General features: G+C 57.1%; 19 protein-coding genes, 4 tRNA genes and 2 pseudogenes. 15 read left to right on the top strand and 10 right to left on the bottom strand.

Annotated features, from left to right (window positions below):
* Positions 1–227, bottom strand: a pseudogene (locus AACY49_RS24720) (amino acid permease); the annotation flags it as partial.
* A gap of 816 nt (positions 228–1,043) precedes the next feature.
* On the opposite strand from AACY49_RS24720, the gene AACY49_RS24715 reads away from it, so the two are divergent.
* Positions 1,044–1,709: a MarC family NAAT transporter gene (locus AACY49_RS24715; RefSeq protein ID WP_339526979.1), complete on the top strand. Its 666-nt coding sequence runs from the start codon at positions 1,044–1,046 to the stop codon at positions 1,707–1,709.
* 1,211 nt (positions 1,710–2,920) lie between these two features.
* Here AACY49_RS24715 and rdgC read toward each other — a convergent pair.
* Positions 2,921–3,835: a recombination-associated protein RdgC gene (rdgC, locus tag AACY49_RS24710; RefSeq protein WP_339526977.1), complete on the bottom strand. Its 915-nt coding sequence runs from the start codon at positions 3,833–3,835 to the stop codon at positions 2,921–2,923.
* A gap of 161 nt (positions 3,836–3,996) precedes the next feature.
* Here rdgC and AACY49_RS24705 point away from each other — a divergent pair.
* From AACY49_RS24705 to AACY49_RS24690, 4 genes are all read left to right on the top strand, one after another.
* Positions 3,997–4,072, top strand: a tRNA-Val gene (locus AACY49_RS24705).
* 18 nt (positions 4,073–4,090) lie between these two features.
* A tRNA-Asp gene (locus AACY49_RS24700) sits at positions 4,091–4,167 on the top strand.
* Between the two features lie 198 nt (positions 4,168–4,365).
* Positions 4,366–4,441: transfer RNA gene (locus AACY49_RS24695), tRNA-Val, on the top strand.
* Between the two features lie 15 nt (positions 4,442–4,456).
* Positions 4,457–4,533, top strand: a tRNA-Asp gene (locus tag AACY49_RS24690).
* A 297-nt stretch (positions 4,534–4,830) separates the two neighbouring features.
* On the opposite strand, the gene AACY49_RS24685 is transcribed toward AACY49_RS24690, so the two are convergent.
* Together AACY49_RS24685 and AACY49_RS24680 are read right to left on the bottom strand one after the other, a co-directional pair.
* Positions 4,831–5,967: a catalase family protein gene (locus tag AACY49_RS24685; protein WP_258696865.1), complete on the bottom strand. Its 1,137-nt coding sequence runs from the start codon at positions 5,965–5,967 to the stop codon at positions 4,831–4,833.
* 3 nt (positions 5,968–5,970) lie between these two features.
* A complete protein-coding gene (locus AACY49_RS24680; protein WP_339526975.1) occupies positions 5,971–7,803 on the bottom strand; it encodes a di-heme-cytochrome C peroxidase in 1,833 nt (610 codons plus the stop codon).
* Positions 7,804–8,072: 269 nt separating this feature from the next.
* Here AACY49_RS24680 and AACY49_RS24675 point away from each other — a divergent pair, with 269 nt between their 5' ends.
* From AACY49_RS24675 to AACY49_RS24640, 8 genes and pseudogenes are all read left to right on the top strand, one after another.
* The gene (locus AACY49_RS24675; protein ID WP_258696863.1) at positions 8,073–8,786 is read left to right on the top strand and encodes an FKBP-type peptidyl-prolyl cis-trans isomerase; all 714 of its coding nucleotides are present in this window, start codon (positions 8,073–8,075) and stop codon (positions 8,784–8,786) included.
* 294 nt (positions 8,787–9,080) lie between these two features.
* Positions 9,081–9,536 (top strand): YkvA family protein, encoded by a 456-nt coding sequence (locus AACY49_RS24670; RefSeq protein ID WP_007898895.1) that lies wholly within the window; start codon positions 9,081–9,083, stop codon positions 9,534–9,536.
* Positions 9,537–9,649: 113 nt separating this feature from the next.
* The gene (locus tag AACY49_RS24665; RefSeq protein WP_339526972.1) at positions 9,650–9,991 is read left to right on the top strand and encodes a helix-turn-helix domain-containing protein; all 342 of its coding nucleotides are present in this window, start codon (positions 9,650–9,652) and stop codon (positions 9,989–9,991) included.
* Entirely contained in the window at positions 9,988–10,359 is a 372-nt protein-coding gene (locus tag AACY49_RS24660) for a hypothetical protein (protein ID WP_003223109.1), read from the top strand. The genes AACY49_RS24665 and AACY49_RS24660 overlap by 4 nt, the downstream gene beginning before the upstream one ends.
* Entirely contained in the window at positions 10,360–10,767 is a 408-nt protein-coding gene (locus AACY49_RS24655; protein ID WP_258696861.1) for a sel1 repeat family protein, read from the top strand. It begins immediately after the preceding gene.
* 376 nt (positions 10,768–11,143) lie between these two features.
* Positions 11,144–12,277, top strand: coding sequence for a nucleoid-associated protein (locus AACY49_RS24650; RefSeq protein WP_339526971.1), 1,134 nt, complete (start codon positions 11,144–11,146; stop codon positions 12,275–12,277).
* Between the two features lie 2 nt (positions 12,278–12,279).
* Positions 12,280–13,542 (top strand): hypothetical protein, encoded by a 1,263-nt coding sequence (locus AACY49_RS24645; protein ID WP_339526969.1) that lies wholly within the window; start codon positions 12,280–12,282, stop codon positions 13,540–13,542.
* A 140-nt stretch (positions 13,543–13,682) separates the two neighbouring features.
* Positions 13,683–14,569: pseudogene (locus AACY49_RS24640) on the top strand (transposase); the annotation flags it as partial.
* Here AACY49_RS24640 and AACY49_RS24635 read toward each other — a convergent pair.
* The 6 genes from AACY49_RS24635 to AACY49_RS24610 form a co-directional block, all read right to left on the bottom strand.
* Complete coding sequence (locus AACY49_RS24635) at positions 14,560–14,799, bottom strand: hypothetical protein (RefSeq protein ID WP_339526967.1); 240 nt, start codon at positions 14,797–14,799, stop codon at positions 14,560–14,562. The pseudogene AACY49_RS24640 and the gene AACY49_RS24635 sit on opposite strands and share 10 nt — an antisense overlap.
* 110 nt (positions 14,800–14,909) lie before the next feature.
* Complete coding sequence (locus AACY49_RS24630) at positions 14,910–15,611, bottom strand: VIT1/CCC1 transporter family protein (protein WP_320391313.1); 702 nt, start codon at positions 15,609–15,611, stop codon at positions 14,910–14,912.
* A gap of 31 nt (positions 15,612–15,642) precedes the next feature.
* Positions 15,643–16,620 (bottom strand): FAD:protein FMN transferase, encoded by a 978-nt coding sequence (locus AACY49_RS24625; protein ID WP_339526963.1) that lies wholly within the window; start codon positions 16,618–16,620, stop codon positions 15,643–15,645.
* Positions 16,604–18,784: a PepSY domain-containing protein gene (locus AACY49_RS24620; protein WP_339526961.1), complete on the bottom strand. Its 2,181-nt coding sequence runs from the start codon at positions 18,782–18,784 to the stop codon at positions 16,604–16,606. Before AACY49_RS24620 ends, AACY49_RS24625 begins: the two co-directional genes overlap by 17 nt.
* Before the next feature lie 25 nt (positions 18,785–18,809).
* Positions 18,810–19,280, bottom strand: a complete 471-nt coding sequence (locus tag AACY49_RS24615; protein WP_339526959.1) for a DUF2271 domain-containing protein — start codon at positions 19,278–19,280, stop codon at positions 18,810–18,812.
* A gap of 92 nt (positions 19,281–19,372) precedes the next feature.
* The gene (locus AACY49_RS24610; RefSeq protein ID WP_339526957.1) at positions 19,373–19,696 is read right to left on the bottom strand and encodes a PepSY domain-containing protein; all 324 of its coding nucleotides are present in this window, start codon (positions 19,694–19,696) and stop codon (positions 19,373–19,375) included.
* 132 nt (positions 19,697–19,828) lie between these two features.
* Between AACY49_RS24610 and AACY49_RS24605 the strand changes: the two genes are divergently transcribed.
* Together AACY49_RS24605 and AACY49_RS24600 are read left to right on the top strand one after the other, a co-directional pair.
* Entirely contained in the window at positions 19,829–20,488 is a 660-nt protein-coding gene (locus AACY49_RS24605) for a response regulator transcription factor (RefSeq protein ID WP_027926047.1), read from the top strand.
* Positions 20,485–21,828 carry a sensor histidine kinase gene (locus AACY49_RS24600; RefSeq protein ID WP_339526955.1) on the top strand — a complete coding sequence of 448 codons (1,344 nt, stop codon included), beginning with the start codon at positions 20,485–20,487 and terminating at the stop codon, positions 21,826–21,828. Before AACY49_RS24605 ends, AACY49_RS24600 begins: the two co-directional genes overlap by 4 nt.
* Positions 21,829–22,333: the final 505 nt, after the last annotated feature.

The following is a 22,333-nucleotide window of genomic DNA, read 5'->3' as shown; positions in this document are numbered from 1 at the left end:
AACTCTCGCCGCGCACCGCCAGCAGCAGTGCGTAAGCCGCCGACCACAAGTAAGGCACCAGAATCATCGAGGTGGCGAGGTAGATCAGCGACAGGTAAGTACTGGCCGAAAACAGCGTGATGATCAGGAACACCTGCACCATCGCGTTGGTCAGCGCACAAGGCGTTGACCGGCACGTGGTTGGTGTTTTCCTTGCGCAGGAAGGCCGGCATGGTGTGGTCCTTGCTCCAATGCAGGAGAAGAGATAAGGCAGGTTGAATTCATTCATTGTTGAGTCATCTGATTTAAATCAATGTATGGGCAGATTCCATTTGGAGAACTATCATCAGCGTCAGTTCTGCTAGGATCTTGAGGCCACATTCATCAATCAGAGGTTGCTAACTGCCCAGAAACGCCAGGCTAAGAATCATACCCGCAAGCATGAACCTTGACGGACCATGAAAACGCTCTTGGATGGGGACTGTCCGCGACACCGCCCGGTGAAGTTGGGCAAAGGAGCTACATTGATCTAGATACACTTGAATGCGCGCGCGAATTGGCGTCAAAACAAACCACAAAACCCGTCGCGTACCCTTATTGACTCCGTAGAGATCACCTGCTGAATGCGGTGAGTCTTGCCCGGGAGTTTTTCATGAGTCTGCAAACACCTGAACCAAATGCATCGACAGACTTGGCTCAAAGGAGACGTGATTGCCGGCCTGACCGCTCAGCAGTCGTCATGCCCAAAGCGCTGGTACGCCACTATTACGGGACTGCCGGTGCAGGTAGGTCTCTATACGAGGAGGCGAAACCAAGCACCGTGGTTCTAGACGTCAGTGGCGTTGTTGATCTGGAGTACACCGTGTTAAAGACGCTGACGGACGCTGAGCGCCGATTGCGCGCGCAGGGTGTGACACTTTGGCGCGTAGAGTTAAACCCCTCGCATATTGGTCATGGTAATGAACCCACCCTTGGCAGAGGTAGGTTGCACGCGAATGTTCTTAAATCCAGAGCAGGCTGTAGCACGTTACCAAGCATGACCAGTAATTTGCCGATTGCAGAATATGAATAGTTTATTTGATGCAGTCGTACTCGGGCTGCTGGCATTGTTGCCATTAATCAATCCTCCTACGACGGTGGCGCTTTTTCTAGCCTTATCCAAAGGACTCAGTCGAGAAGAAAAAAATAAACAGGCATTTCTGACAGCATTTTACGTCTTCATCATTATGACGCTCACCTATTACATTGGTGAGTTTGTTATGGGTGTATTTAATATATCCATCCCGGGCTTACGGATTGCCGGCGGTGGAATTCTTATTGTAATCGGCTCGAGAATGTTATTCCCTCAACCCCGCGAGATATCTTCGTCTGGCAATGGCGCGGTGGAACGAACTAGCTTTGCGTTCATCCCATTGGCCATGCCAAGTACTGCTGGTCCAGGTACTATTGCAATGATAATTAGTGCTTCTGCTACCATTAAAAACAACACAGTCTTTCCTCCTTGGGTATTGTTAACAGCGCCGCCGCTGATCTTTCTTTCGGTCTCGTTAATACTTTGGTGCTGCTTGCTGGCTTCAGACTTAATTATGAAAGCAATAGGAGAGTCAGGCATTGATGCCATTTCACGCTTAATGGGGTTTTTACTAGTTTGTATGGGGGTTCAGTTTGCCATTAACGGATCTATAGAAATTATACAAACCATCATGAATAATAATACTAAAATAACATGAGGCTGTTGCGCTTCCGTCTTGGTTTTGGTGGGGCGATACCCATAATCGAATGATTCTTGAAGCCTTTAATCAATCTAAGGTAGATTGTCAACATTGGCAATCGATCGAGTACAACCGTCAGTAGTTATCGAAGAGGCTAGCGAGTCAGAATGCCCAGAATTGTACCGTGGCAATACCTGTCATTACGCGTCAATCGGCCAGCACCGATGGATGCAGATCATCGGTGCCGGCCTCGGCACTACTTGACCTCATAATTCACGTAGCCAAACTCGTTGCTGCGGGCCGCTACGTGTTTGAGGCGAAAAATACCGTTTACGTGTTGATGGGGTCGGTGTGCAATGGTAAAGGGTGGGGCAGAGCTGTTCCTATATATAACGGGACGATAAGTTCAGCATAGCCCTGAGGCCCGAAGTTTACGGAAATGATCAATTGCAGCCCTTACTCCGCTGGGAGGTAGAAGGCATCGTTCTTGCCCATTTCCACACGGTTTCCGCAGCGCTTGCGTCAAACTGTATTTAAGCTTTAGCGGAGAACACGACGCGCGCGAAGAGCTATGTCAATGAGGCGGAGTACCTGATCCCGGGCCAAACCATCCCACGCTCATCGAGTAAAAATTGGCATTACCAATTTTTGCCGCCTGCAACCGGGAGCCGCGTTCCACCGTAAGGGGCAGAAACGATCGCTCATGAGAGGCCGGTATTGCAGCAATGTAGCCCTGACCACATGTTCGATATCCAAATGCTTTTGCGGGTTGAGTTCGAACTGCTCATGTACGAACTGCTGAAGGATGATAGGTGTGACAGACGATTTTTTCCTACCTGATGTTCCCCATAGCTGTTCACAACTATATGTGATAGTTACCAGTGGAACGAAATCTGTCATTCGTGACAGGCAACGATTGGTCGATCTCTGTCGGTCATGAATGCGGCGACTTTTAGTCACTTCGAATGCAGTCGGTTGGTCTGCACGTATGGGTTAGCTATTCAGAGGTAATGCAAATGGGGCGCAAATGCGACTCAAATGGGTGGTCGAGTGAGGTGCAATTTCGCAAGGCTATACCACCGGCATCCCCCGGTCTGAAAGACACGGGGGCAGTAGAAAAAGTTTAGGGCCGGGGGGCTTTGTAGCTCCTAAATTAGATCCAAGAAATAATCCCGAAAATAGGGGGAATTAGGCAGTCTTGAGCTTTTTTAGGACTGTATAGGGGCAGCTTAGGCTGGGGTCTCTTCACCGCCCAACGCTTCAACCAGTGCCGGCAGGAAGTCGCCGAAGGTCAGCATCATCAGGGTGAAGCTGGCGTCCAGTTGACCCAGTGCTTCGTCGCCACCGTCCTGTTCCGCCTGATCTTGCAGCAGGTCTTCGAACTTCAGGCGCTTGACCACCATTTTGTCGTCGAGCACGAACGACAGTTTGTCCTGCCAGGCCAGCGACAGTTGAGTGACCACTTTGCCGGTGCTCAAGTGCAACTGGATTTCTTCGCTGGTCAGGTCCTGACGCTTGCAACGCACGATGCCGCCGTCTTCGTGGGTGTCGCGCAGTTCGCACTCATCCAGCACGAAGAAGTCGTCCGCGGCTTTCTGGGTGGTGACCCACTCGGTCATGGTGGCGGTCGGCGACATCTTCACGGTCAGTGGACGCACCGGCAGCGAGCCGATCACTTCGCGCAGGGTGGACAGCAGGTCTTCGGCACGTTTCGGGCTGGCCGAGTTCACCAGGATCAGGCCCTGTTTCGGCGCGATGGCGGCGAAGGTCGACGAGCGACGGATAAAGGCGCGGGGCAGGAACGCCTGGATGATTTCATCCTTGATCTGATCGCGTTCCTTTTTGTAGACCTTGCGCATTTGTTCGGCTTCGATCTCTTCGACCTTTTCCTTCACTGCGTCACGCACGACGCTGCCCGGCAGAATGCGTTCTTCCTTACGGGCGGCGATCAGCAGGAAGTCTCCGCTGATGTGCACCAGCGGCGCGTCTTCGCCCTTGCCGAATGGCGCGACGAAACCGTAGGTGGTCAACTCCTGGCTTGCACATGGACGCGCCAGTTTGGTGGCCAGTGCAGTTTCCAACGCCTCGGCATCAAAAGGCAGATCTTGGGTCAGGCGATAGATAAGCAGGTTTTTGAACCACATGGGGTAAGTCTCTCCTTATATACAAAGGGGGGCATTATTCTCTTAGCGGCGCCATAGGCCAACCCTTCGCTAAGCCTTTGGAAGGCCTGAAAAAATTATTTAAAAAAGTGCTTGCCAGAGGTGTGGTCGCTCCGTAGAATGCGCGCCACACCGAAAGTGAAGGGTGATTAGCTCAGCTGGGAGAGCGTCTGCCTTACAAGCAGAATGTCGGCGGTTCGATCCCGTCATCACCCACCATTCGCTTTAGTGTTACGCGCAGCGGTAGTTCAGTCGGTTAGAATACCGGCCTGTCACGCCGGGGGTCGCGGGTTCGAGTCCCGTCCGCTGCGCCATATTCGGTAACCTGGAACGCTGAACGCCAGGTCACCACGGAAAAGCCCGCTAACGCGGGTTTTTTTCTGTCCAAGGTTTGAACGTTGTTCCTGCAGGTCGTGTCGTTTTACCGGTTTTCAGATTTTTTTGATTTTTTATCAATTAAATCAACACTTTATGAAAATCTGTGGCACAATGCGCCCCGCAACGAAGGTAAAGGGTGATTAGCTCAGCTGGGAGAGCGTCTGCCTTACAAGCAGAATGTCGGCGGTTCGATCCCGTCATCACCCACCACTTTCAACGCTACGCGCAGCGGTAGTTCAGTCGGTTAGAATACCGGCCTGTCACGCCGGGGGTCGCGGGTTCGAGTCCCGTCCGCTGCGCCATATTCGGTATCTGGAACACTGAACGCCAGATCACCACAGAAAGCCCGCTTAATGCGGGCTTTTTGCTGTCTGGGATTTGGCTTTTTAGCGGATCCACTGAAAAAGCGACCCGAACAGGTCAATGCCATTCAGTTAAGCGCGGAACCTGTGGGAGCGGGGCTTGCCCGCGATAGCGACCTGTCTGACACATCAATGGTGAATGTGCTGCCATCATCGCGGGCAAGCCCGCTCCCACAGGGATTTTGCTTAACTGACCGGCACTACCCGAACAGGTCGCTTTTTTCGTTTCTGTCTTGCCTATTGTTCGGCGTTGCGGCTGTGCCGGTAGTCGCTGACGGCTTCGTACACCGCTTTGCGTAACCGGTTGATCCCACCAATCGGCCTATGGGCTTCCAGGCCGAACCACGGGTTGAACGACTGGTTGTCGCATTGCAGGTTCAGCGCCGGGGTGTCGAAGTCCTGGGCGGGCAGTTTGATCCTGGCCACGGTTTCGAAGGGTGCATCGCTTTCGCTCCACTCGATACTGGTGTCTTCGATCGGCATGTACTTGCCCGCATCCTGGCGCTGGATCTGCAAGACGAAACACGCCGGCACCCGGTCAGTCGACAGCTGCTGGTTCAACGCGCTGCGCAGGAAGTTCGGCAGGTTTTGATTTTGCGTGGGCAGCACGTAGGCCGGGCAGCTATCAGGATCCGGCATCACCCGGAATTTGGCGTTGGCTTCACCAAACTTGTACGGCGAAACCGAAAAGTAGGTGGTCTGGGTCGGGCTTGCGGGGGCAGGGGAGAGTGTCGCCAACGCAATAAACAGATGGCGAACCTGCCAGGTGCGCGGGTCCCAACCCGGAAAGAACGCCATCACTTTTTTGCCGTCTGCCTGAGCGGCCACATTCTGACGATACTCGGCGACATCGCTGACGAAGAAGTTCGGATGGTTGAACATCACGAAGTCCTGTTCGTTGTGCCCTTGTCGGTCACTCAGCAACTGTTTACCCGGCACATCGAACAACTTGATCGCCATGCCCCGGGCATCGCGGATGCTGTCGAACTGCGGATAGGCATTGCCGTTGGACAGCCGCACCGTCGCTTGCCAGGTTTTGCCGGGTTCGCTGAACACGCCTTGACGTAACGCCGTCGCCAGATCCGGCAACACCTGAACTTCAGCCTTCACACAGCCATGGGCCTTGGCGTGGGCGTCGCGCAGGTAGCGGGTACTTTCGCGGTGTTGATCGACGATTCGCACGGCCGTCTGAATGATGTCCTGGGTCATTGCCGCTTCGCCGCCCGGAATCAGTTCTTCAGCCGATACCGGACCGCGATGTTGCCAGGCGGACCCTGCCGTGACCAGCGCCCAGCCGAGCAGGCCCAGACCCAACAACCACAGCAGGGTTTTGCCGAGGAAGGCGCCCAGGCGCAACCAGAGAGTGATCAGCATGGGTCAATCCTTATCGCTGAGGAGATGGTCAGGCAATTGCGACTCCAGCGGGCCGCCCAGCACTTTCAGGTATTCCAGCAGCGCCCAGCGTTCTTCCGGTTGCAGCAGGCGACCGATTACGCCGTTACCACGCTCGCCTGCGCGGAACTCGTGACCACTGTTGTGATTGCCGGTGATACGCGTGTCGAACACAAATCCGTTGTTGAAGGCTTCGGTGCGATAGCCCAAGTGTTTCGGATCGTATTCGAAGGTGCCCTTGTAGAACGTGGTCAGGCGTTCATCCTGGGGCGAAAGCAGTTGATAAATGCTCGGCACCGAACCGTTGTGCAGAAACGGCGGTGTGGCCCAGACGCCCGCCAGTGGTCGGGCTTTGTAGCTGCGCAACTCCTGAACGCCGATAGGCAGGCCGAAACCGTCCAGGTTCGGGCGCTCCGCCGGTGTCACATTGGCTGCGCGGTAGGCCTGGTTCCCCACAAAAGCAGTGACGTAGGCCAGGCCCTTGGCCACTGACAACTGGCTCAAATCCAAGGGTTCCGTGGGTTTGGGATGCAGTTGTACGTCCAGTTGCGCAAGCTCTGCCGGATCCCACTGCAATGCCGTCAGATCGAAGCGATGGTCGGCAATATTGTTGGCGGCACCGGGGTCTGTACCCATCACCTCCACGGGCAGTAATTTCAGATGTTGCACCGGTCTGCCATCGATTTGGGTGACGCGGGGCACGTGGCATCCAGCGCAGTTTTCAGTGAACAGGGCGCGGCCTTTTGCGGCCAGGGGCTTGTCGATGGTGCCCAGCAGGGTTTCCGGCCAGGCGGGCGGTTTGAGTCGTTGCAGGGTTTGCTCGATCCGGTACAGATCGCGCACCCGGACGCTGGACGGGTAGCGGTCATCGCCCTTGAGGGGCTGCCCGCTGCTGTTGAAGAAGTTCAGCGTGGCGCCTACACCCAGGGCCTCGCCGATATTGCGGGCCATCGGTTGCTGCGCCGAACCGTTCCACTGCACCCAGTCGAAGGTCCACATGTCCCACAGTTGCGGGTAGTCCACCGGCGCGTTGGCCACGCGGTAGTTGGCGGGCGAAATGGCGTCGCCGAAGCTGGCGTTGGCAATGCGCCCGAAGGCGTCGGTGCGGCCAGGGCCTTCTTCGGTGGGGTAAAGGCCGCGATGGGTGTCGTTCCAGGCCACTTTCAAGAAGGTATCGAGGGAGACTTTGAAGTCCTGGCGTAGCTGTTGATGACGCGCGTCGTAGTCCTGACCCAAAACATTGCGCGCGAAACGTTCGAATTTCCACGGGTTGTAGTAAGTCGAGGCGAGGCTGGCCACCAGTGCCTGGCCGAAGCTGCCGCCGCGCAGGGTCGGGACGCTGGAGGGCAGCACATGCTGGGCCGAACCGCCGTCAATGCGCACGGCCTGGCCATTGAAGCGTAATTCGCCGGTGTGGCAAGCGGCGCAGGTGATGTCCAGAAACTCGTCCTGGCTACCGGGGTTTTGATGACGGGTAAAACCCACGGGCAGGTTTGCGGGATTGTTCGGCGTGGCTTTCAGGCTTGGGTCGATCAGAAAACCAAAGCGCGCGAGGTATTCGGGAGCGGCGAACCGGCTTTGCGAAAAGGGCAGTTCGAGGGCGTTGAACCAGTCATAGCGCAAGCCTTTGACCTGGGTGCCCTGAGGCGTGAAGTAGTAAGCCTGGCGGTCGGCAGCGCTCCATTGCTCCAGGTAATGCACCTGTTGCGCGGGGGACCAGGCCGGCAATTTCGGGTTGGCGACGTAGTACAGCACCACGGCGAGGCCCAGGCCCAGCAATACGGCGATCAGAATCAGCAAGCGGAATATGAGGCGCAAGAGAAACATCCTTGTCAATTTGTAGCTCTCTTATGCCTCAGCTGACGAGGTGCGGCAAGAGGCCATTACGCCAGAGGCTGTGGGAACCGGTATCCGGGGCTGTGGGCGCAAGATGACAGAAGCTTCATTCTTCTATTGCCCAAATGCGTTTAGGCACCTGAACTTATCGGATGTTTGCTGCTCTCATGCCGGTAGCCATTGGTCGTGGCGGCCTGATAAGCTCGCGGCTTTACTCGATTGCCCTTTAGGCGCATGAACAAGGAAATAGCATGAAACAGCATCGGTTGGCGGCGGCGGTGGCCCTGGTTGGCCTGGTACTTGCGGGTTGTGATTCGCAGACCAGCGTAGAGCTGAAAACCCCGGCGCAAAAAGCTTCCTACGGCATTGGCCTGAACATGGGCAAGAGCCTGGCTCAGGAAGGCATGGATGATCTGGATTCCAAAGCTGTAGCCCAAGGCATCGAAGATGCCGTCGGCAAGAAAGAACAAAAGCTGAAGGATGAGGAACTGGTTGAAGCCTTCGCAGCACTGCAGAAGCGTGCTGAAGAGCGTCTGGCCAAGATGAGCGAAGAGTCGGCAGCTGCCGGCAAGAAATTCCTCGAAGAGAACGGCAAGAAAGCCGGTGTCATCACCACGGCTTCCGGCCTGCAATATGAAGTGGTCAAGAAGGCCGATGGCGCACAGCCCAAGCCGACCGACGTAGTGACTGTTCACTACACCGGTAAACTGACCAACGGCACTGTTTTCGACAGCTCCGTCGAGCGCGGCAGCCCGATCGATCTGCCGGTCAGCGGTGTGATTCCGGGTTGGGTCGAAGGCCTGCAACTGATGCACGTTGGCGAGAAGTACAAACTGTACATCCCTAGCGACCTGGCTTACGGCGCCCAAAGCCCAAGCCCGGCGATTCCAGCCAACTCGGTGCTGGTATTCGACCTGGAGCTGCTGGCCATCAAGGATCCAGCCAAACAAGACGCCGCCAAGTAATTCGCGTCTGCTCTAAAAACAACGCCTCGCTTATGCGGGGCGTTGTTGCATCTGGCGTTCAGTGGAGGTAAACAAAGCGAACGGATGCAGCACGCTGAAGTCATAGTCCGTGAGGACGTCAGAGCTAGACGGCCCGAGGCGCCAAGTCAATGAATTCTTGGGTTTTTTTATGTGAGTAAAAAACGCCCGATCTGAGTCAGGCCCTTATGAAACGGGGCTTCCAGCGGTGAAATGCAGCTCTGTTCACAAGGTTATCCACAATTTGTGTGGATAACATTTCAGTGGGAGGAAAAGATGAAAACGCCCTGGAATTTCGCTCGTTTCCTGCCTCTGGCCGGACGCCTGCTCGCCCGTGGTCGTTTGCCGACCCTGCTGTTCGCAGTTGCCAGCAAAGGGGCCAGCCAAGGCAATCGCCTGGGCAAGCTCAAAGACGATCTGCGCCTGTTGCAGGCACTCTGCCTGGCCTACTGGCGTGGCGAGTACCGGGCCATCAGCCCGAAAGCACTGGTTTCGGTGGTGGCGGGCCTGATGTATTTCCTGAGCCCGGTGGATGCGATCCCGGATTTCATCCCGGTATTCGGAATGCTCGACGACATTGCCGTGCTGGCCTGGCTGATGAAAGTCCTCGATGACGAGCTCAACGCCTTCCGCGCCTGGCGCAAACGTCAGTTGCCGGAAAAGCTCGCAGTGGTCGAACGCCTGCCCGATACCCCGGAACAGCTGCAACTTCAGGGCCCGAAAAAAAACTGAACCGATTCAGGATCATCCATATTCATACCCCCGCGCGACCTTGGCCGCTGTTAGGATTACACTTCTAGGGAAAAGTGCCGACTCGCTAAGTGTCGTTGTCCTACGGGGTAGTCATGGATATTCAGATAATTACACGCGAAGGCGAACCCGAATATGCGGTTCTGCCATGGGCTCAGTATCAGGCTCTACTGAAAGCAGCAGGCATCAAGCAACAACCACCACACGACGCCACAACGCGTCCCGTGGCGGCACCAGACCAGATTCTTCCAGGTCTGGATCAACTACGCAGTTTGCGCGAAGGGAAGGGCATCGCCATCGAGGTGCTGGCCCGCACGGTAGGCATCAGCCCGTCTTATCTGGCCTTGATCGAAAGTGGCGAGCGTCAACCCGACGCTGCGATTCGCCGCAGCCTGGCCTGGGAATTGACGGTGCCAGGATGGAGGGATGAATCGTGAGCGTACGCATCAGTCGTCAACATTGGGACGGATTGCTGGGGGAACTGGATCAGGCGCGTCGTCAGCGCCATCTTTTGACTTATCGGGCGTTGCTGGAGCGTTTGCAGCTACCCACACCCGCTATGCAAACCCTGACCGCCGCCCTTGAGCACCTGGCCGCGCTGGACGCCAAGGCCGAGCAGCCGCTGCGCAGCTCGTTGGTGATCAGCCAGGGCGCGAGCCGCTTGCCGCGCACCGGGTTCTTCGAATGTGTCGAGCGCCTCGGGCGTTTCTCCGGGCCCTCCGATGGCGTGGCTGCCGCGTCCTGGCATGCCTCGGAAGTGGTGCGGGTGTTTGAATACGAGTACCCGGAATCGGCGGAAGCCTGAGTGTTTTTACGAATCAAGGCGCGGGCCGGCTACTGGCTGGCCCGCCGGTTGTTTCACTGGTCGTGGTTTGTGCGTCAACCGCGAGGCTGGCGTTGGCTCGAGGGCCAGTTCGCGCGTATGGCGAACTTGGGGGATGTTGGTGCCCAGAGCTTTTACGGCCACATTCTGACCTTTCGTGGCGTCGGTCTTGGGGCTCGTGAGGAAGGGGTGAGGTTACTGCGCCTGGCGGCGTTGGCGGGGGATGGCAAGGCGGCGTATCAGGTTGGCGTGATCAGCCTCGCAGGGACGGCGAGCAAGGCGCCGGATCCGGTGGAAGCGGCGCGGTTTTGGCGTATTGCTTTGAAGGCCGGGCATCCTCTGGCTGAGATCAAGTTGAACGAGTTGGCGAGTGGCGATACTGAGCAGTGATTCGATGTCCCCTTCGATAAGCAAACGTTGTGGAGGGGCCTAACGATGGTCAATTATAAATTCTATGGCGAGCTGCTTTCGGCTGTGAGAGAAGTCATTCAGATTTGTCTACAAACCTGGGGGCGAGTCATCACGTTTCCCAACGATGCTGAAGCCCTGACGTTAGCTTGCTAGTTTTCTCTCATTCGGCTAAGACGAACGGGCTGGTTCTTTTTCCTGTATGGATGTACAGTTTCGTGGCGGTCCCGGCTGCGCTCATGATTTGGTATGGATTCCATTTGACGCTTTCGCGCATCGAGATAAGCCCTGAAGTTTGTTGGGTAAGGTGTTATTTTCAGTGATTCCATATTGATGTTATCGGAACGGAATTCGACCCATGATTACACTGAAAACCGCCATCATCCACAGCTTCAAAAAGCTAGCGAAGACGAGCTTTATCTCCGAAGTGGTGAAAAAGGATGTGGTGCTCAATACCGAAAACCCGGCGTTACAATTTCTTGTGAATGGGATTCACGGTCTCATCGGCAAGGAAGGCAACAGTGTGGTCTATGGTCAGTTCGCCAATGATGAACGCCAAGGTCCATTTCCGAGACGTTTCACCGAGTTCGTAGCCGTCCAGGATGATGAGGCCCAATTCATCGATCTGACTCACTTGGCTATGGATCAATTGGTCGAACAGGCAGGTAATCAGGTGCTCTCGACCGGCGGGCATATTCTGTGTGCGCAGTACTCCTCAGGGGCTTCCAACTTTTTCCTCGTCGCCAGCATGAAGGAGCGTGATGGCATTCAGCTGGACGAAAATTATGTGCCTAAAGAGATTCAGGAAGTAGACCTGAGCAAAGTTCAACAAGCCGCTCGGATCAACCTGGGTAGCTTTGTCGCCATTCAGGCTATGGCAGCTGCTGCCGCCTCAGCGCCTGAAACGACCGAAGATGAGACGACAGAAGAGGCCGACTCCACCTACCTGTGCTTCATCAGTCGTGGTCGCGATAGCCAGGCATCCGACTACTTCATCTCTGCACTGGGTTGTGCAAAAGGAGTGGCTTCGGGGCGTGCTACGAAAAATGCCATCGATAACGTTGCCAAGTTCTTTCGCGACAAAAAACCCTTAAAAAGCTTCGGCTACAGGGCTAAAGAGGCGGTCATCAAATATCTAGAGGCGCAATTGGCGGCAGGCAAGTCAGCACGATTGGACTCCATTGTTCACGCCGCAGTCGCGCATGTTCCTGCTGACCTGGTGGATGAAATTGCTGGCTTGAAAGATTATTTGAATAGTGAAAAAAACAAGGTACCTGACGATTTTACGGTCAACGCTAAAACGCTGAGGGAGAAGACTCGAATCAAGGGAGATGCTTCCAATTGGTCGCTGCAGTTCGAACGCGGAGCGCTTGGGAAAGATCCGGCAGCAGACGTCTATTACGATGAGGCTCGGAAGAAATTGACCCTGTCCAATATGACGACTGAACTGATCGATGTGATCGAGAAGGAATTACAGGCAAGGATCAGCTGACAATGTTCTCTCATGTGGTAGCCCTCTACCGCGCCCTTGGGACACCCACCGTTGAAGACGGAGTCGTCAGTTATGAGGGGGCGCCAACGGCTGACATCATTAGCTCATTGCGAAAATGTGATGGGTTGCCCGCCGCCTACGGAAAGTTCGAGCATCTTTCTGAGGAGACCGACGCTCTTGAGATTGAATTTCGCCTGCCTTCGAATGAGTCGGGACGCTTTTACAGCAGCCTAAGCGAGTTTGTCGCGCGAAATGGCTCGTTGGGAAAGGGCCATTTTCCAAGCAATGTTTACATCACTGAGCTCTGCTGGTCGGACAGCGATGAGATTGATCCCCCGGAGATCAAGTCTCTCAGGCGGGTTTGCCGGCTAATCGAATTGCTTGCGTTACTAGCGATCGGCGTTGATAAAGACAGTAGCCCGGATGGCTATAACCTATTTTTTGCCTTGCCTCCTGATGGAGCCAAACCACCGAGAACATTCCTTCTGCCCACTCAGGTTGATATCAAAGTTCTTGATTATGAACTCAACCATTTGAGCTTGCTGGAGGAAATCCTCAATCGAAAAAACGAAAACAAGGCGCATCTCTCCGAGCGTAAGTTGATGATTCGGATGGCTGTTGCCAGTGTTATTGAAAAGTTCGAAAGCGAGCCGAATTTGCTCCTTGTGATCGTGCGGGAGTGGCGGGAAGTTCTGGCCACTTACCGGGCGAATCTCCAAACCTACGTCTACAGCTTTTCGTTTGAGCGGGTTAGACGCGAGGTAGCCCAAGCTGAAATTGACTATGGCACCAAGCTAAGCGGAGTGCTTGGTGATATTGCAGGTAAGATGCTGGCCCTGCCGATATCTTTTGCCGGTCTGGTAGTCCTAGAGAAGACCACCTCCAAATTCGAAGCTTTCATCCTTGTAGTTGGTCTGGCGGTAGTCTCCATAGTCTTGCTGGCGATCTTGCGCAATCAAATGCTACAAACAGAGCGTCTATTACACAGTTTTAACGTCATTTTCGATGAGTTTAAAGACAAGATAAAAACGTACCCCCCAAAACTTCAGGGTCTACTCAGAATTACCATCGATCAAGTCGATAGGCAGGGCAAAACTCTCAGCAAGACTTTTCATTTGCTGAAGGGACTTTCTATGTTGCCAATCGCTGGGGCTTTGCTGTTGGCCTTAGTCAAATACTGGGATGGTTTTGTGTGGCTATCGATGGCTGTTCTATCAATCGTATTTACTGCCCCGACGGTTGACCCGATTTTCCTCAGCCCATGAAACAAGTTTTGTATTGGGAGGACTGAACCGACCCTAGATTTGTAGATACCTTAGAGCGACCGCTTCTGGCCCAGAGTGTGTAAAAACGCCTCCGCGAACCCTTGCTATGATTTCTGAGGATTTCATCGCAGGGATCGCCCATGAAGCGCTTTATCCAAGGTGAACATCGAGGCCAAGGCACCTTACTTCCCGAGAGCCTCGACGACTACGTCAGCGATACCAATCCGGTGCGCGTAGTCGACGTCTTCGTCGACGAACTCGACCTGGTCAATCTGGGTTTTGAAGGTGCCATCCCAGCCGATACTGGCCGGCCGGCTTACCACCCGGCGATCCTGCTGAAGATCTACATCTACGGTTATCTCAGCCGCATCCAGTCGAGCCGACGTTTGGAGCGAGAAGCCCAACGCAACGTCGAGCTGATGTGGCTGACCGGGATGGCAGTAAATTCAAAGCAGTCAACAACCGCGACCGCAATTTCACCAGCGCCAAACTGAAACGGCGCATGGAAGAAATTGAATCGAGCATCAATCGTTACCTGGCGGCACTCGATGCTGCCGATCAGCAAGAACCCACAGCTTCCGAGCCCAGCGCCGTGCGGCTGGAAGAGAAAATCGCCAAGCTCAAAACTCAAATGAAGGAGCTTCAAGCGATCGAAATCCAGCTCAGTGAATCGCCGGATAAGCAGGTCTCACTGACCGATCCAGACGCCCGCTCCATGATGACGCGCGGCACGGGAATCGTCGGCTACAACGTGCAGACAGCGGTCGATACTCAGCACCATTTGATCGTTGCACATGAGGTGACCAACGTCGGTTCTGACCGCGATCAACTCAGTTCAATGGCCAAGCAGGCCCGCGAGGCGATAGCGTCAGAAACGTTGTCGGTGGTGGCGGACCGAGGTTATTTCAAAAGCGAACAAATCCTGGCTTGTCACGATGCCGGCATCACCGCCTATGTGCCCAAGCCGATGACTTCGGGAGCCAAGGCTGACGGGCGTTTCAATAACGATGCCTTCGTCTATGACGCTCCGACCACATCGATCTGACCTCGATCGATGCCCGGACCTTTGGCGCAGGTTTCGCGGGTAATCAGGACTTCACCTTCCTCGGCGAGTGGAACGGCGCCGGCACCGAGTTCAGCAACCAGGCGCAATTGAAGTACCACTTCGTCAATGTCGGCGGGGTCGATCACACCTATGTGGAGGGCAATGTAAACAGCGGTAATGGCGCCGATTTCCAGATTGATCTGGTCGGGCATGTGGCCCTTACCGCGAGTGATTTTGTCGGCGTGGCATAGGTTGGCAGCGTACAAAGGGCGCCCGTTTTCATTAACGGGCGCCCTTTGTTTTTTGTGCGAAGGAACCTGAACTAGACCACGGCGCCAAACAAGTGCCCCACCAGTGCGGTAATGCCCATGGCCAGTGCCCCCCAGAATGTCACCCGCCAGGCGCCGGTCATGACATTGGCCCCGCCGGCCTTGGCGGCGATGGCGCCCAGCGTCCCGAGAAACACCAATGACATGCCCGATATCCACGGCACTGCGTTGTGCTCCGGCGCGACAAACGTGACCGCCAACGGTAATGCGGCACCCACCACGAAGCTGGCGGCTGAGGCCAGGGCGGCTTGCAAGGGTTTGGCGGTGAGCGTGGCGCTGATGCCCAATTCGTCCCGAGCGTGAGAGCCGAGTGCGTCATGGGCCATCAATTGATCGGCCACCTGATGCGCCAACTCGGGGGAGACACCACGATGCCTGTAGATGTTGGCGAGTTCGATGTGTTCGGCTTTCGGATCATTGGCTAACTCGGCCCGTTCGCGGGACAAGTCGGCGCGCTCGGTATCGGCCTGGGAGTGCACGGAAATGTATTCGCCTGCGGCCATGGACATGGCGCCGGCCATCAGCCCCGCCATCCCCGTGACCAGCAACGTGGCGTGGCTGGCGTTGGCGGCCGCAACGCCAATCAGCAGGCTGGCGGTGGAGACTATCCCGTCATTGGCCCCAAGGACGGCGGCGCGCAGCCAGCCGATACGATCGCTTCGGTGTGCCTCGGTGTGCCTGTGCATGAATTTCATGGTTGATCGCGACTCACTGTCATTGGGCGGTTCACATCGGACGGGTTTCAATCTGCGCCTGCAATTGGCCGCCGACAATGGATATTTCCTTGAACTGTTGGCCGTCGCGCAGCACGAACAAGGCGTCCATCCCGCGCTCCTGGGCCAGACGTGGACCTGCGGTTTCACCCAGCACCATCAACGCCGTGGCCCAGGCATCGGCGAGCATGCAGGAGGACGCCACCACGGTGACGGCGGCAAGCGGGTTGCACAACGGCGCGCCGGTGGCCGGGTTCATGGTATGGGCATAGGACTGACCGGCGACGTCGACCCAGTGTCGATAGTCCCCGGAGGTCGCGATAGCGGCATCACCCAGTTCCATCACGCCCATGACTTCGCGCACGCCCCGGCGGGGCTTTTCCAGGGCCACGGCCCAGCACTGGCCATCAGGTTTGACGCCCCGGGCGCGCATCTCGCCATCGATACCGACCAGGTAGCGAGTGATGCCCAATCCGTCCAGGCAACGGGCCAGTTCATCCACGCCAAACCCTTTGGCGATGCCATTTAAATCAAGCTGCAGTGGTGCGCGTTTGCGCACCTGATTGCGTTGCGCATCAACCACCAGCGCGGCGCTGGCGGACGGTCGTGCGTGCGACGACGGCGTGGCGAGCGCCTGCGCTGTGATCGCGTGTTCTCCGGGGCCGAACCCCCAGGCGTCAACCAGATCACCGACCGCGATGTCGAAGGCACCGCCCGATTGCTGACTGACGCGCAGTGCCGCAGACAGCACCGTCGCCAGTTCTTCAGGCACTGACACCCATTGCTGTTCTGGGGCGGCGTTGAGGCGATTGAGGTCAGAGTCGGGTTTCCAGGTGGACATTTGCTGATCCACCCGGGCCACGGCGCAGGCCAGGCTGTGGTTCACTGCTTCGGTATCAATCCCGGCAGCGGCATAGAACAGGGCGGTGTAGCGGGTGCCCATGGTCTCGCCGTTCAGGCTGTAGCGTTGCAGCTCAGTAGACGTCTTCACGGTAGCGTCCTTGTGCCTTGAGGGTCAGCACGCTCAGGTTGAGAGGCGCCAACACTTCATCGAGGGCCTGCATCACGCCTTTGGCCATCTCGCGACTGCCACACACCAGCACCTGGGCGCCTTTTTCAATCAGTCGGCGCAAGGCCAGGGCATCGCTGATCAGCCGGTCTTGCACGTAGCTGCGGTCCTGAACCTGAGAGAAGGCTGCACGCAATGCCGTGAGGCGGCGGTCCGACAAGTACTGATTAAGCTGCGGTTCATAAAGGAAATCCGAGGCCGGGTTACGCCCGCCCCAATACAAGTGCATCGGGTGTCGAGCGGTGTTGTTGCGGATAAAACCCGCCAGGGGGCCGATGCCGGTGCCGGCACCGATGAGGATCACCGGGTGCGTGCCCGACGCCGGGCGAAAGTGCGGGTTGGGCTGGATAAACGCTTCGATTGGCCCGCCGATGTCCAGGCCATGGAGAAACTCCGAGCACACGCCACCGTTGTGTTTGCGTACGCAGATTTCCAGCACGCCATCCTGCGAGCCGCTGGCCAGCGAGTAGAAGCGTGGGATCGTACTGCCTGGGGGCAAAATCCCGACCAGGTCACCGGCCAGAAAGTCCGGCAGCTTGCCGGGTGCCTTGAAGCGCAAGACGTGGGTCGGTGCGTTCACCTGTTCACCGTAGACAATGCGCTCCGTCAGCTCCAATGGATGGGTCTGTGGTTGCTGTGGGGTATGGACCAGTGGCAGGTCATGCTGGAGCACTTCGCCCAAGGCATGGCCCCAGCGCGCAAACTCCTGAGAGGACTGACGGTTGACGGTTTCCAGCCCCAGTAATGGCGAGCCACCGGCCTGCAACATCGCGTCCTGCACCTGATGGGCGTACTGACAGAACTGCGTAAACTGCCGATCACCAAAGCCCAGTACGGCAAAGGGCAGCCCAGGCTTGAGGCCGGTTTTTGCCAATTGCGCCAGAAACTGCGAAGCCGAGGCTGGCGCGTCACCGTCACCGTGGGTCGCGGTGAGGATGAACACGCGCTGGGCGTTGCTGTAGTTATTGGCGTATTGATTCATTGTCGCGCTGTGTACCCGGTGTCCCGCCAGGTGCAAAGCGTCATGCAGGGTTTTTGCAAAGCCCCAGGTGCTGTTGTTTTCACTGCCCACCAGAATCACGCTGTCGGCGGAGTGAGCAGGGCTGTTGTGGCGGAGGGTCGGACTCGCCTTGCGGCGGCGCCACCACAACACAATGCCGGTCACGCTCATTAACGGTACGCAGAGGGCGCAGAGCCCGAGCGGCAGGCCCAGCCACCAGAGGCCTTCGCCGGTGTGCAATTGATAGATCAATTCGTAGAGGTTGTGCATCGAGTCGTGGGCCTGATAGGACAACAAGGCGCCGCTGGCCTGGTCCACGTAGCCGTCGCCCTGGGCGGTGCGCAGAGAAAACACGTCCTGCGCATTATTGGGGCTGGGGTAGACCAGTTCGCGCAGATCATTGAGGTCGATGGCCTGCAAGGCTTGCAGCTTCGCCACCGGCAGGGCCGGACCCGCACTGACGTGGTCGGGGAAGGCGGGTTCACTCTGACTGCCGTCGGCGATAAAGCCAAAAGTGGTGGCGGACATGTAGAGCCCGCTCAATGCCGACAGCAGCAGCCCCAGCAAGGCCAGTCGCCCGACTTCAGCATGCCAACGCTGGCTGAAAGTACCCCGCAGCGGCCGCAGCAGGTTGTGCCAGCCACCCAGGCGCCGGGCCAGCAATAGCGCGCCGGACACCGACAGCATCAGCATGAACAGCGCGCCGACACCCGACACGCCATGGCCCGGCGTGCCAAGGAACAGCGAGCGGTGCAGTTCTTTCACCCAGCGTGAGAACGCGGATGGCTCGTCGGGCGCGAGGCCTTGGCCGGTCATTGGGTCGACTTTTTCCACCCCGGCCTGGCCGTTCTGGTTGTAGTAGACGATCACCGTGCCAGACGCTGTGCGCTGGATCTGCTCTACGCCCGAAAAGTGGCTGGCAACGCGCCCGGCCAGTTGGCCGACGTTAAGTTGTCCGGCAGGCGTGGACGTGCTGTGCAAGCGTTCCAGCGCCGGGTTGACCGAGAGGATCGCGCCGCTGATTGCCAACAGCATGACCAACAGGGCAGCGATCAGGCCGGGCAGGGAATGGGACTGGCGAAGCATGTTCAGCCTCCAGAGATGGCGGGTGCTACAGATCGTAAGTAAAGGAGTCGACGTAGGCGCTGCCGGGTGCCGGTTTGCCTGAGCCTTTGGAGGTCAGGGGGACGTTGACGTCGGCGCGGGCGTCGCGTTTGTCCTCGACGGCACTGTCGATGCGGATCTGGTACCCGGCATCAATCAGGGTGTCTGCCAGTTCGACGCTGACTTTGAGCGTGCGCCCGCTGCCGACACTGGCGCCGCTGACCCCGTCAAACTCGCTCGGGTTCATCCCGCTGCCACGGGCCCAGTCGCCCAGGTGCTTGTAGTACTTGGCCTTCTTGCCGGCCACCCACAGGGTTTTCTGGTATTGGCCATTGGCGTCGGTGACGTAGATCGCCAGGTAGGCATCATTGCCGCTGTAGTCCTTGAGCTGAGTGGTCAGGGTCACTTCACGGGCCTGGGCCAGACCCGGCAAGGCAATGGCGCTGGCGAGGCAGGTGGCTGCGATGATCTTTTTCATGAGGGTGTCCTTTTGATCGTTAGGTCGAGAGACTGGACCTGCTGGCTGACAGCAACCTGAAGCGCAGGAAAAATTCATCGACAAGTGAGGCGTCATTCGGTGAGCGGGCTGCCGAGGTAATCCCTGGCATCGCCGTCGTCGCGGAAATGAATCTCAAGTGTGTGCAGGCGCAGCGAGGCCGGTGAGTAGCTGGCTTCGATGGCATTGCCTTTGCGGTCCAGGCCCTTGAGCTCATAACAACCGTCGTCGACCTTGATGCGCTGCACGCTCCAGCCGTATTGCCGCTCGACCTGCTGGCGCAAGGTTTCGCGCGGTTGCCAGTCGCTCACCGGGTCGCTGCAATCGTCATCGGCCAGGGCATAACCGCTGAGCAGCAGGCTCAACAGCGCGGCCTGGGCAATAAAACCTGTTTTCATGATCTGTCTCCTGCCGAGGTCGGCGTCTGTGGCATACCCTAAGGTGCATTCCTGACAACCAGCTGAATCTTCAGATTGACGTCAGGTAAGGCAATTAAGGTGTTGCACGACAACCATCACGGGGGGTACCAGATGCGGGTTTTATTGGTCGAGGACGCACCTGGGTTGGGGGAGGCGGTGCGCGAGCAGATCGCCGATGACGGCCACGCCGTTGATTGGGTGCAGCGCCTGGACCATGCGCGCAACAGCGTGCGCACCACGCCTTACGACCTGATCCTGCTTGACCTGATGCTGCCGGATGGGCGCGGGCTGGATTTTTTGCGTCAGCAACGCTCGGCAGGGGACGTGACCCCGGTGATCATTCTGACCGCTCAGGATCAGATCTCCGACCGTATCGCCGGCCTCAATGCCGGGGCCGATGATTACCTGGTCAAACCGTTCGACCTGTTTGAGCTCTCGGCCCGTGTGGCCGCGGTGGCCCGACGCTACAGCGGCAACCCCAACCCGCAGATCAGACTCGGTGATTTGCAGGTCGACATGAACGCCCGCACCGTGCAGCGTGCCGGCACCACCGTGGACCTGACGGCGCGTGAGTGGGCGCTGTTCGAAGCGTTTGTGCAGCGCCCCAGCGCACTGTTGTCCAAGTCGCAGCTGGAAGAACGGCTGTATGCCTTCGGTGCCGAAATCGAGAGCAATACCATCGAGGTCTATATCAGCCGGCTGCGTAAAAAACTGGGGCGCGATCTGATCGAAACCGTGCGCGGCATGGGCTACCGGTTGATGGCCGTATGAAGCCTTCCGTGAGCCTGCAAAAACGTCTCGGCCTGGGTTTGACCTTGGGCATGACCTTGCTCTGGCTGGGCGCAACCGTCGGCGCCTGGCTGGTGGTGCAACATGAGTTGGACGAGGCATTCGACAGCGCACTGGAAGAGACCGCGCAACGCATCTTGCCGTTGGCCGTGCTGGAAATCAGCAACCGGGAGGAACCCCGAGAGGCACAGCACGTTGCGACGTTGAAAATGCACAAGGAATACCTGACGTACCTGGTGCGCGATGCCAGTGGCAAGATCCTGATGCAGTCCCACGATGCCAACCCGAAGATCTTCAATCGACAGCCGACCGAGGGTTTTTCGACCTCTGAGAAGTACCGCTTGTATGGCGCCAGTGCATTGCGCGGGACGCTGTTCATTGAAATCGCCGAGCCGCTGAATCATCGCCGTGAAGCCGCGCGGGAAGCCTTGTTTGCCTTGTTGTTGCCGCTTTTGGCGCTGATTCCCGTCAGCCTGTTGGGCACCTGGTTGTTCGTGCGGATCAGCCTGCGTAGCGTGTTGGCGTATCGACGTGCGGTCGAGGCGCGTGGTGTGGGTGATCTGTCACCGATCAAAGTGGTCCGCCTGCCCGCAGAAATCGATCCGTTGGCCGAGGCGGTCAATCACCTGCTGGAGCGCTTGCGCAAGGCCCTCGAAGCCGAGCGCAGCTTTACCGCCAACAGCGCTCATGAGTTGCGTACGCCACTGGCGGCGACCCTCGCGCAGATCCAGCGTTTGCACCAGGAGGCGCCTGAAGGCCCTTTGCGAGTGCGTGCGGCGAAGATCGAAAACGCCTTGCGCGAGCTGGCGCGGCTGTCGGAAAAACTCATGCAACTGGCGAAGGCCGAGGGCGGTGGGCTGCTGTCCGAAACGCCTCAGGACCTGATTCCGTTGTTGGCCCATGGCGTCGATGAGTGGAACCAACGCAGCGGCCAGCGCATCAAGTTGCAACTGCCACACCAGGCCAGCGTGTACTCGAACATTGACCCGGACGCTTTTGGCATCTTGTTGCGCAACCTGATTGAGAACGCTCTGAAGTATGGCGCGACGGCGCAACCGATCGAAGTCAGCCTCACTGAACAGGCTCAACTGCGGATAGTCAATGGCGGGCCGGTGGTGCCGGCGCCAGTGTTGCAGCACCTGACCGAGCGCTTTGTACGAGGTCACAGTGAGATCAGCGGTTCAGGATTGGGCCTGGCGATTGCCAAAACGATTGTGCAGGGGGTTAACGCGAGAATGAAATTGAGCTCCCCTGCAACAGGTCGGCAAGAGGGTTTCGAAGTGTGCGTCTGGCTCCCGCTCGCGTCGGCGATCGACGGTTGAGGGGGGGCGGGTCCCCGAGTTTCTGACGTGAAAAAGTATGACTGTTTCAGTCGTGCATGGGGGTAAATGCGAGCGGGTCTCTATTGCACTTTCCGTAAGTAACGCAACAACTAATGGATCCAATGAAAGAGTCTGAGGCTTATCTAATTTAAAGCGGGCCAGTTAGCCAGCGGCTTACGGAGAAGTTATCGGTTCATTGTCGATTTAGATCATTTGCGCTGAAGTAACCGTTTGTCGGTAGTCTGCTTAAAAAATGAACATTCGAGGCGTAACACCCTCTGATACTTCAGCGCGTCACCATGATCTGCTCCAGCAATCGTAGAAAAGAAGTGGAAAACGAACCTCATATGCAGTGACTGCAAATGGGGATTTTTTTATCTGTAATTCAGGAGGCAGTAAACAAGTCGATCATTGGTTTGCCAAGTGAATCAATGGGCTACGCAGTGTCAGGTCTGCGATTTGGCATCTCTTATAAAAGTAAGATCGCACAGGGGTTAGAAGAGTT

Source organism: Pseudomonas sp. EL_65y_Pfl2_R96 (genome assembly GCF_963970905.1).
Taxonomy (GTDB): domain Bacteria; phylum Pseudomonadota; class Gammaproteobacteria; order Pseudomonadales; family Pseudomonadaceae; genus Aquipseudomonas.
Note: the sequence above shows the minus strand (reverse complement) of the source record. Positions and strands in the feature narration are given on the sequence as shown.

Bases quoted from the DNA above. Each gene is read 5' to 3' on its own strand.
- AACY49_RS24615 (WP_339526959.1), bottom strand. From the start codon at position 19,280: ATGAAAAAGATCATCGCAGCCACCTGCCTCGCCAGCGCCATTGCCTTG.
- AACY49_RS24675 (WP_258696863.1), top strand. From the start codon at position 8,073: ATGAAACAGCATCGGTTGGCGGCGGCGGTGGCCCTGGTTGGCCTGGTA.
- AACY49_RS24685 (WP_258696865.1), bottom strand. From the start codon at position 5,967: ATGCTGATCACTCTCTGGTTGCGCCTGGGCGCCTTCCTCGGCAAAACC.
- AACY49_RS24665 (WP_339526972.1), top strand. From the start codon at position 9,650: ATGGATATTCAGATAATTACACGCGAAGGCGAACCCGAATATGCGGTT.
- AACY49_RS24650 (WP_339526971.1), top strand. From the start codon at position 11,144: ATGATTACACTGAAAACCGCCATCATCCACAGCTTCAAAAAGCTAGCG.
- AACY49_RS24600 (WP_339526955.1), top strand. From the start codon at position 20,485: ATGAAGCCTTCCGTGAGCCTGCAAAAACGTCTCGGCCTGGGTTTGACC.
- AACY49_RS24645 (WP_339526969.1), top strand. From the start codon at position 12,280: ATGTTCTCTCATGTGGTAGCCCTCTACCGCGCCCTTGGGACACCCACC.
- AACY49_RS24620 (WP_339526961.1), bottom strand. From the start codon at position 18,784: ATGCTTCGCCAGTCCCATTCCCTGCCCGGCCTGATCGCTGCCCTGTTG.
- AACY49_RS24610 (WP_339526957.1), bottom strand. From the start codon at position 19,696: ATGAAAACAGGTTTTATTGCCCAGGCCGCGCTGTTGAGCCTGCTGCTC.
- AACY49_RS24670 (WP_007898895.1), top strand. From the start codon at position 9,081: ATGAAAACGCCCTGGAATTTCGCTCGTTTCCTGCCTCTGGCCGGACGC.
- AACY49_RS24635 (WP_339526967.1), bottom strand. From the start codon at position 14,799: ATGCCCGACCAGATCAATCTGGAAATCGGCGCCATTACCGCTGTTTAC.
- rdgC (WP_339526977.1), bottom strand. From the start codon at position 3,835: ATGTGGTTCAAAAACCTGCTTATCTATCGCCTGACCCAAGATCTGCCT.
- AACY49_RS24630 (WP_320391313.1), bottom strand. From the start codon at position 15,611: ATGAAATTCATGCACAGGCACACCGAGGCACACCGAAGCGATCGTATC.
- AACY49_RS24605 (WP_027926047.1), top strand. From the start codon at position 19,829: ATGCGGGTTTTATTGGTCGAGGACGCACCTGGGTTGGGGGAGGCGGTG.
- AACY49_RS24715 (WP_339526979.1), top strand. From the start codon at position 1,044: ATGAATAGTTTATTTGATGCAGTCGTACTCGGGCTGCTGGCATTGTTG.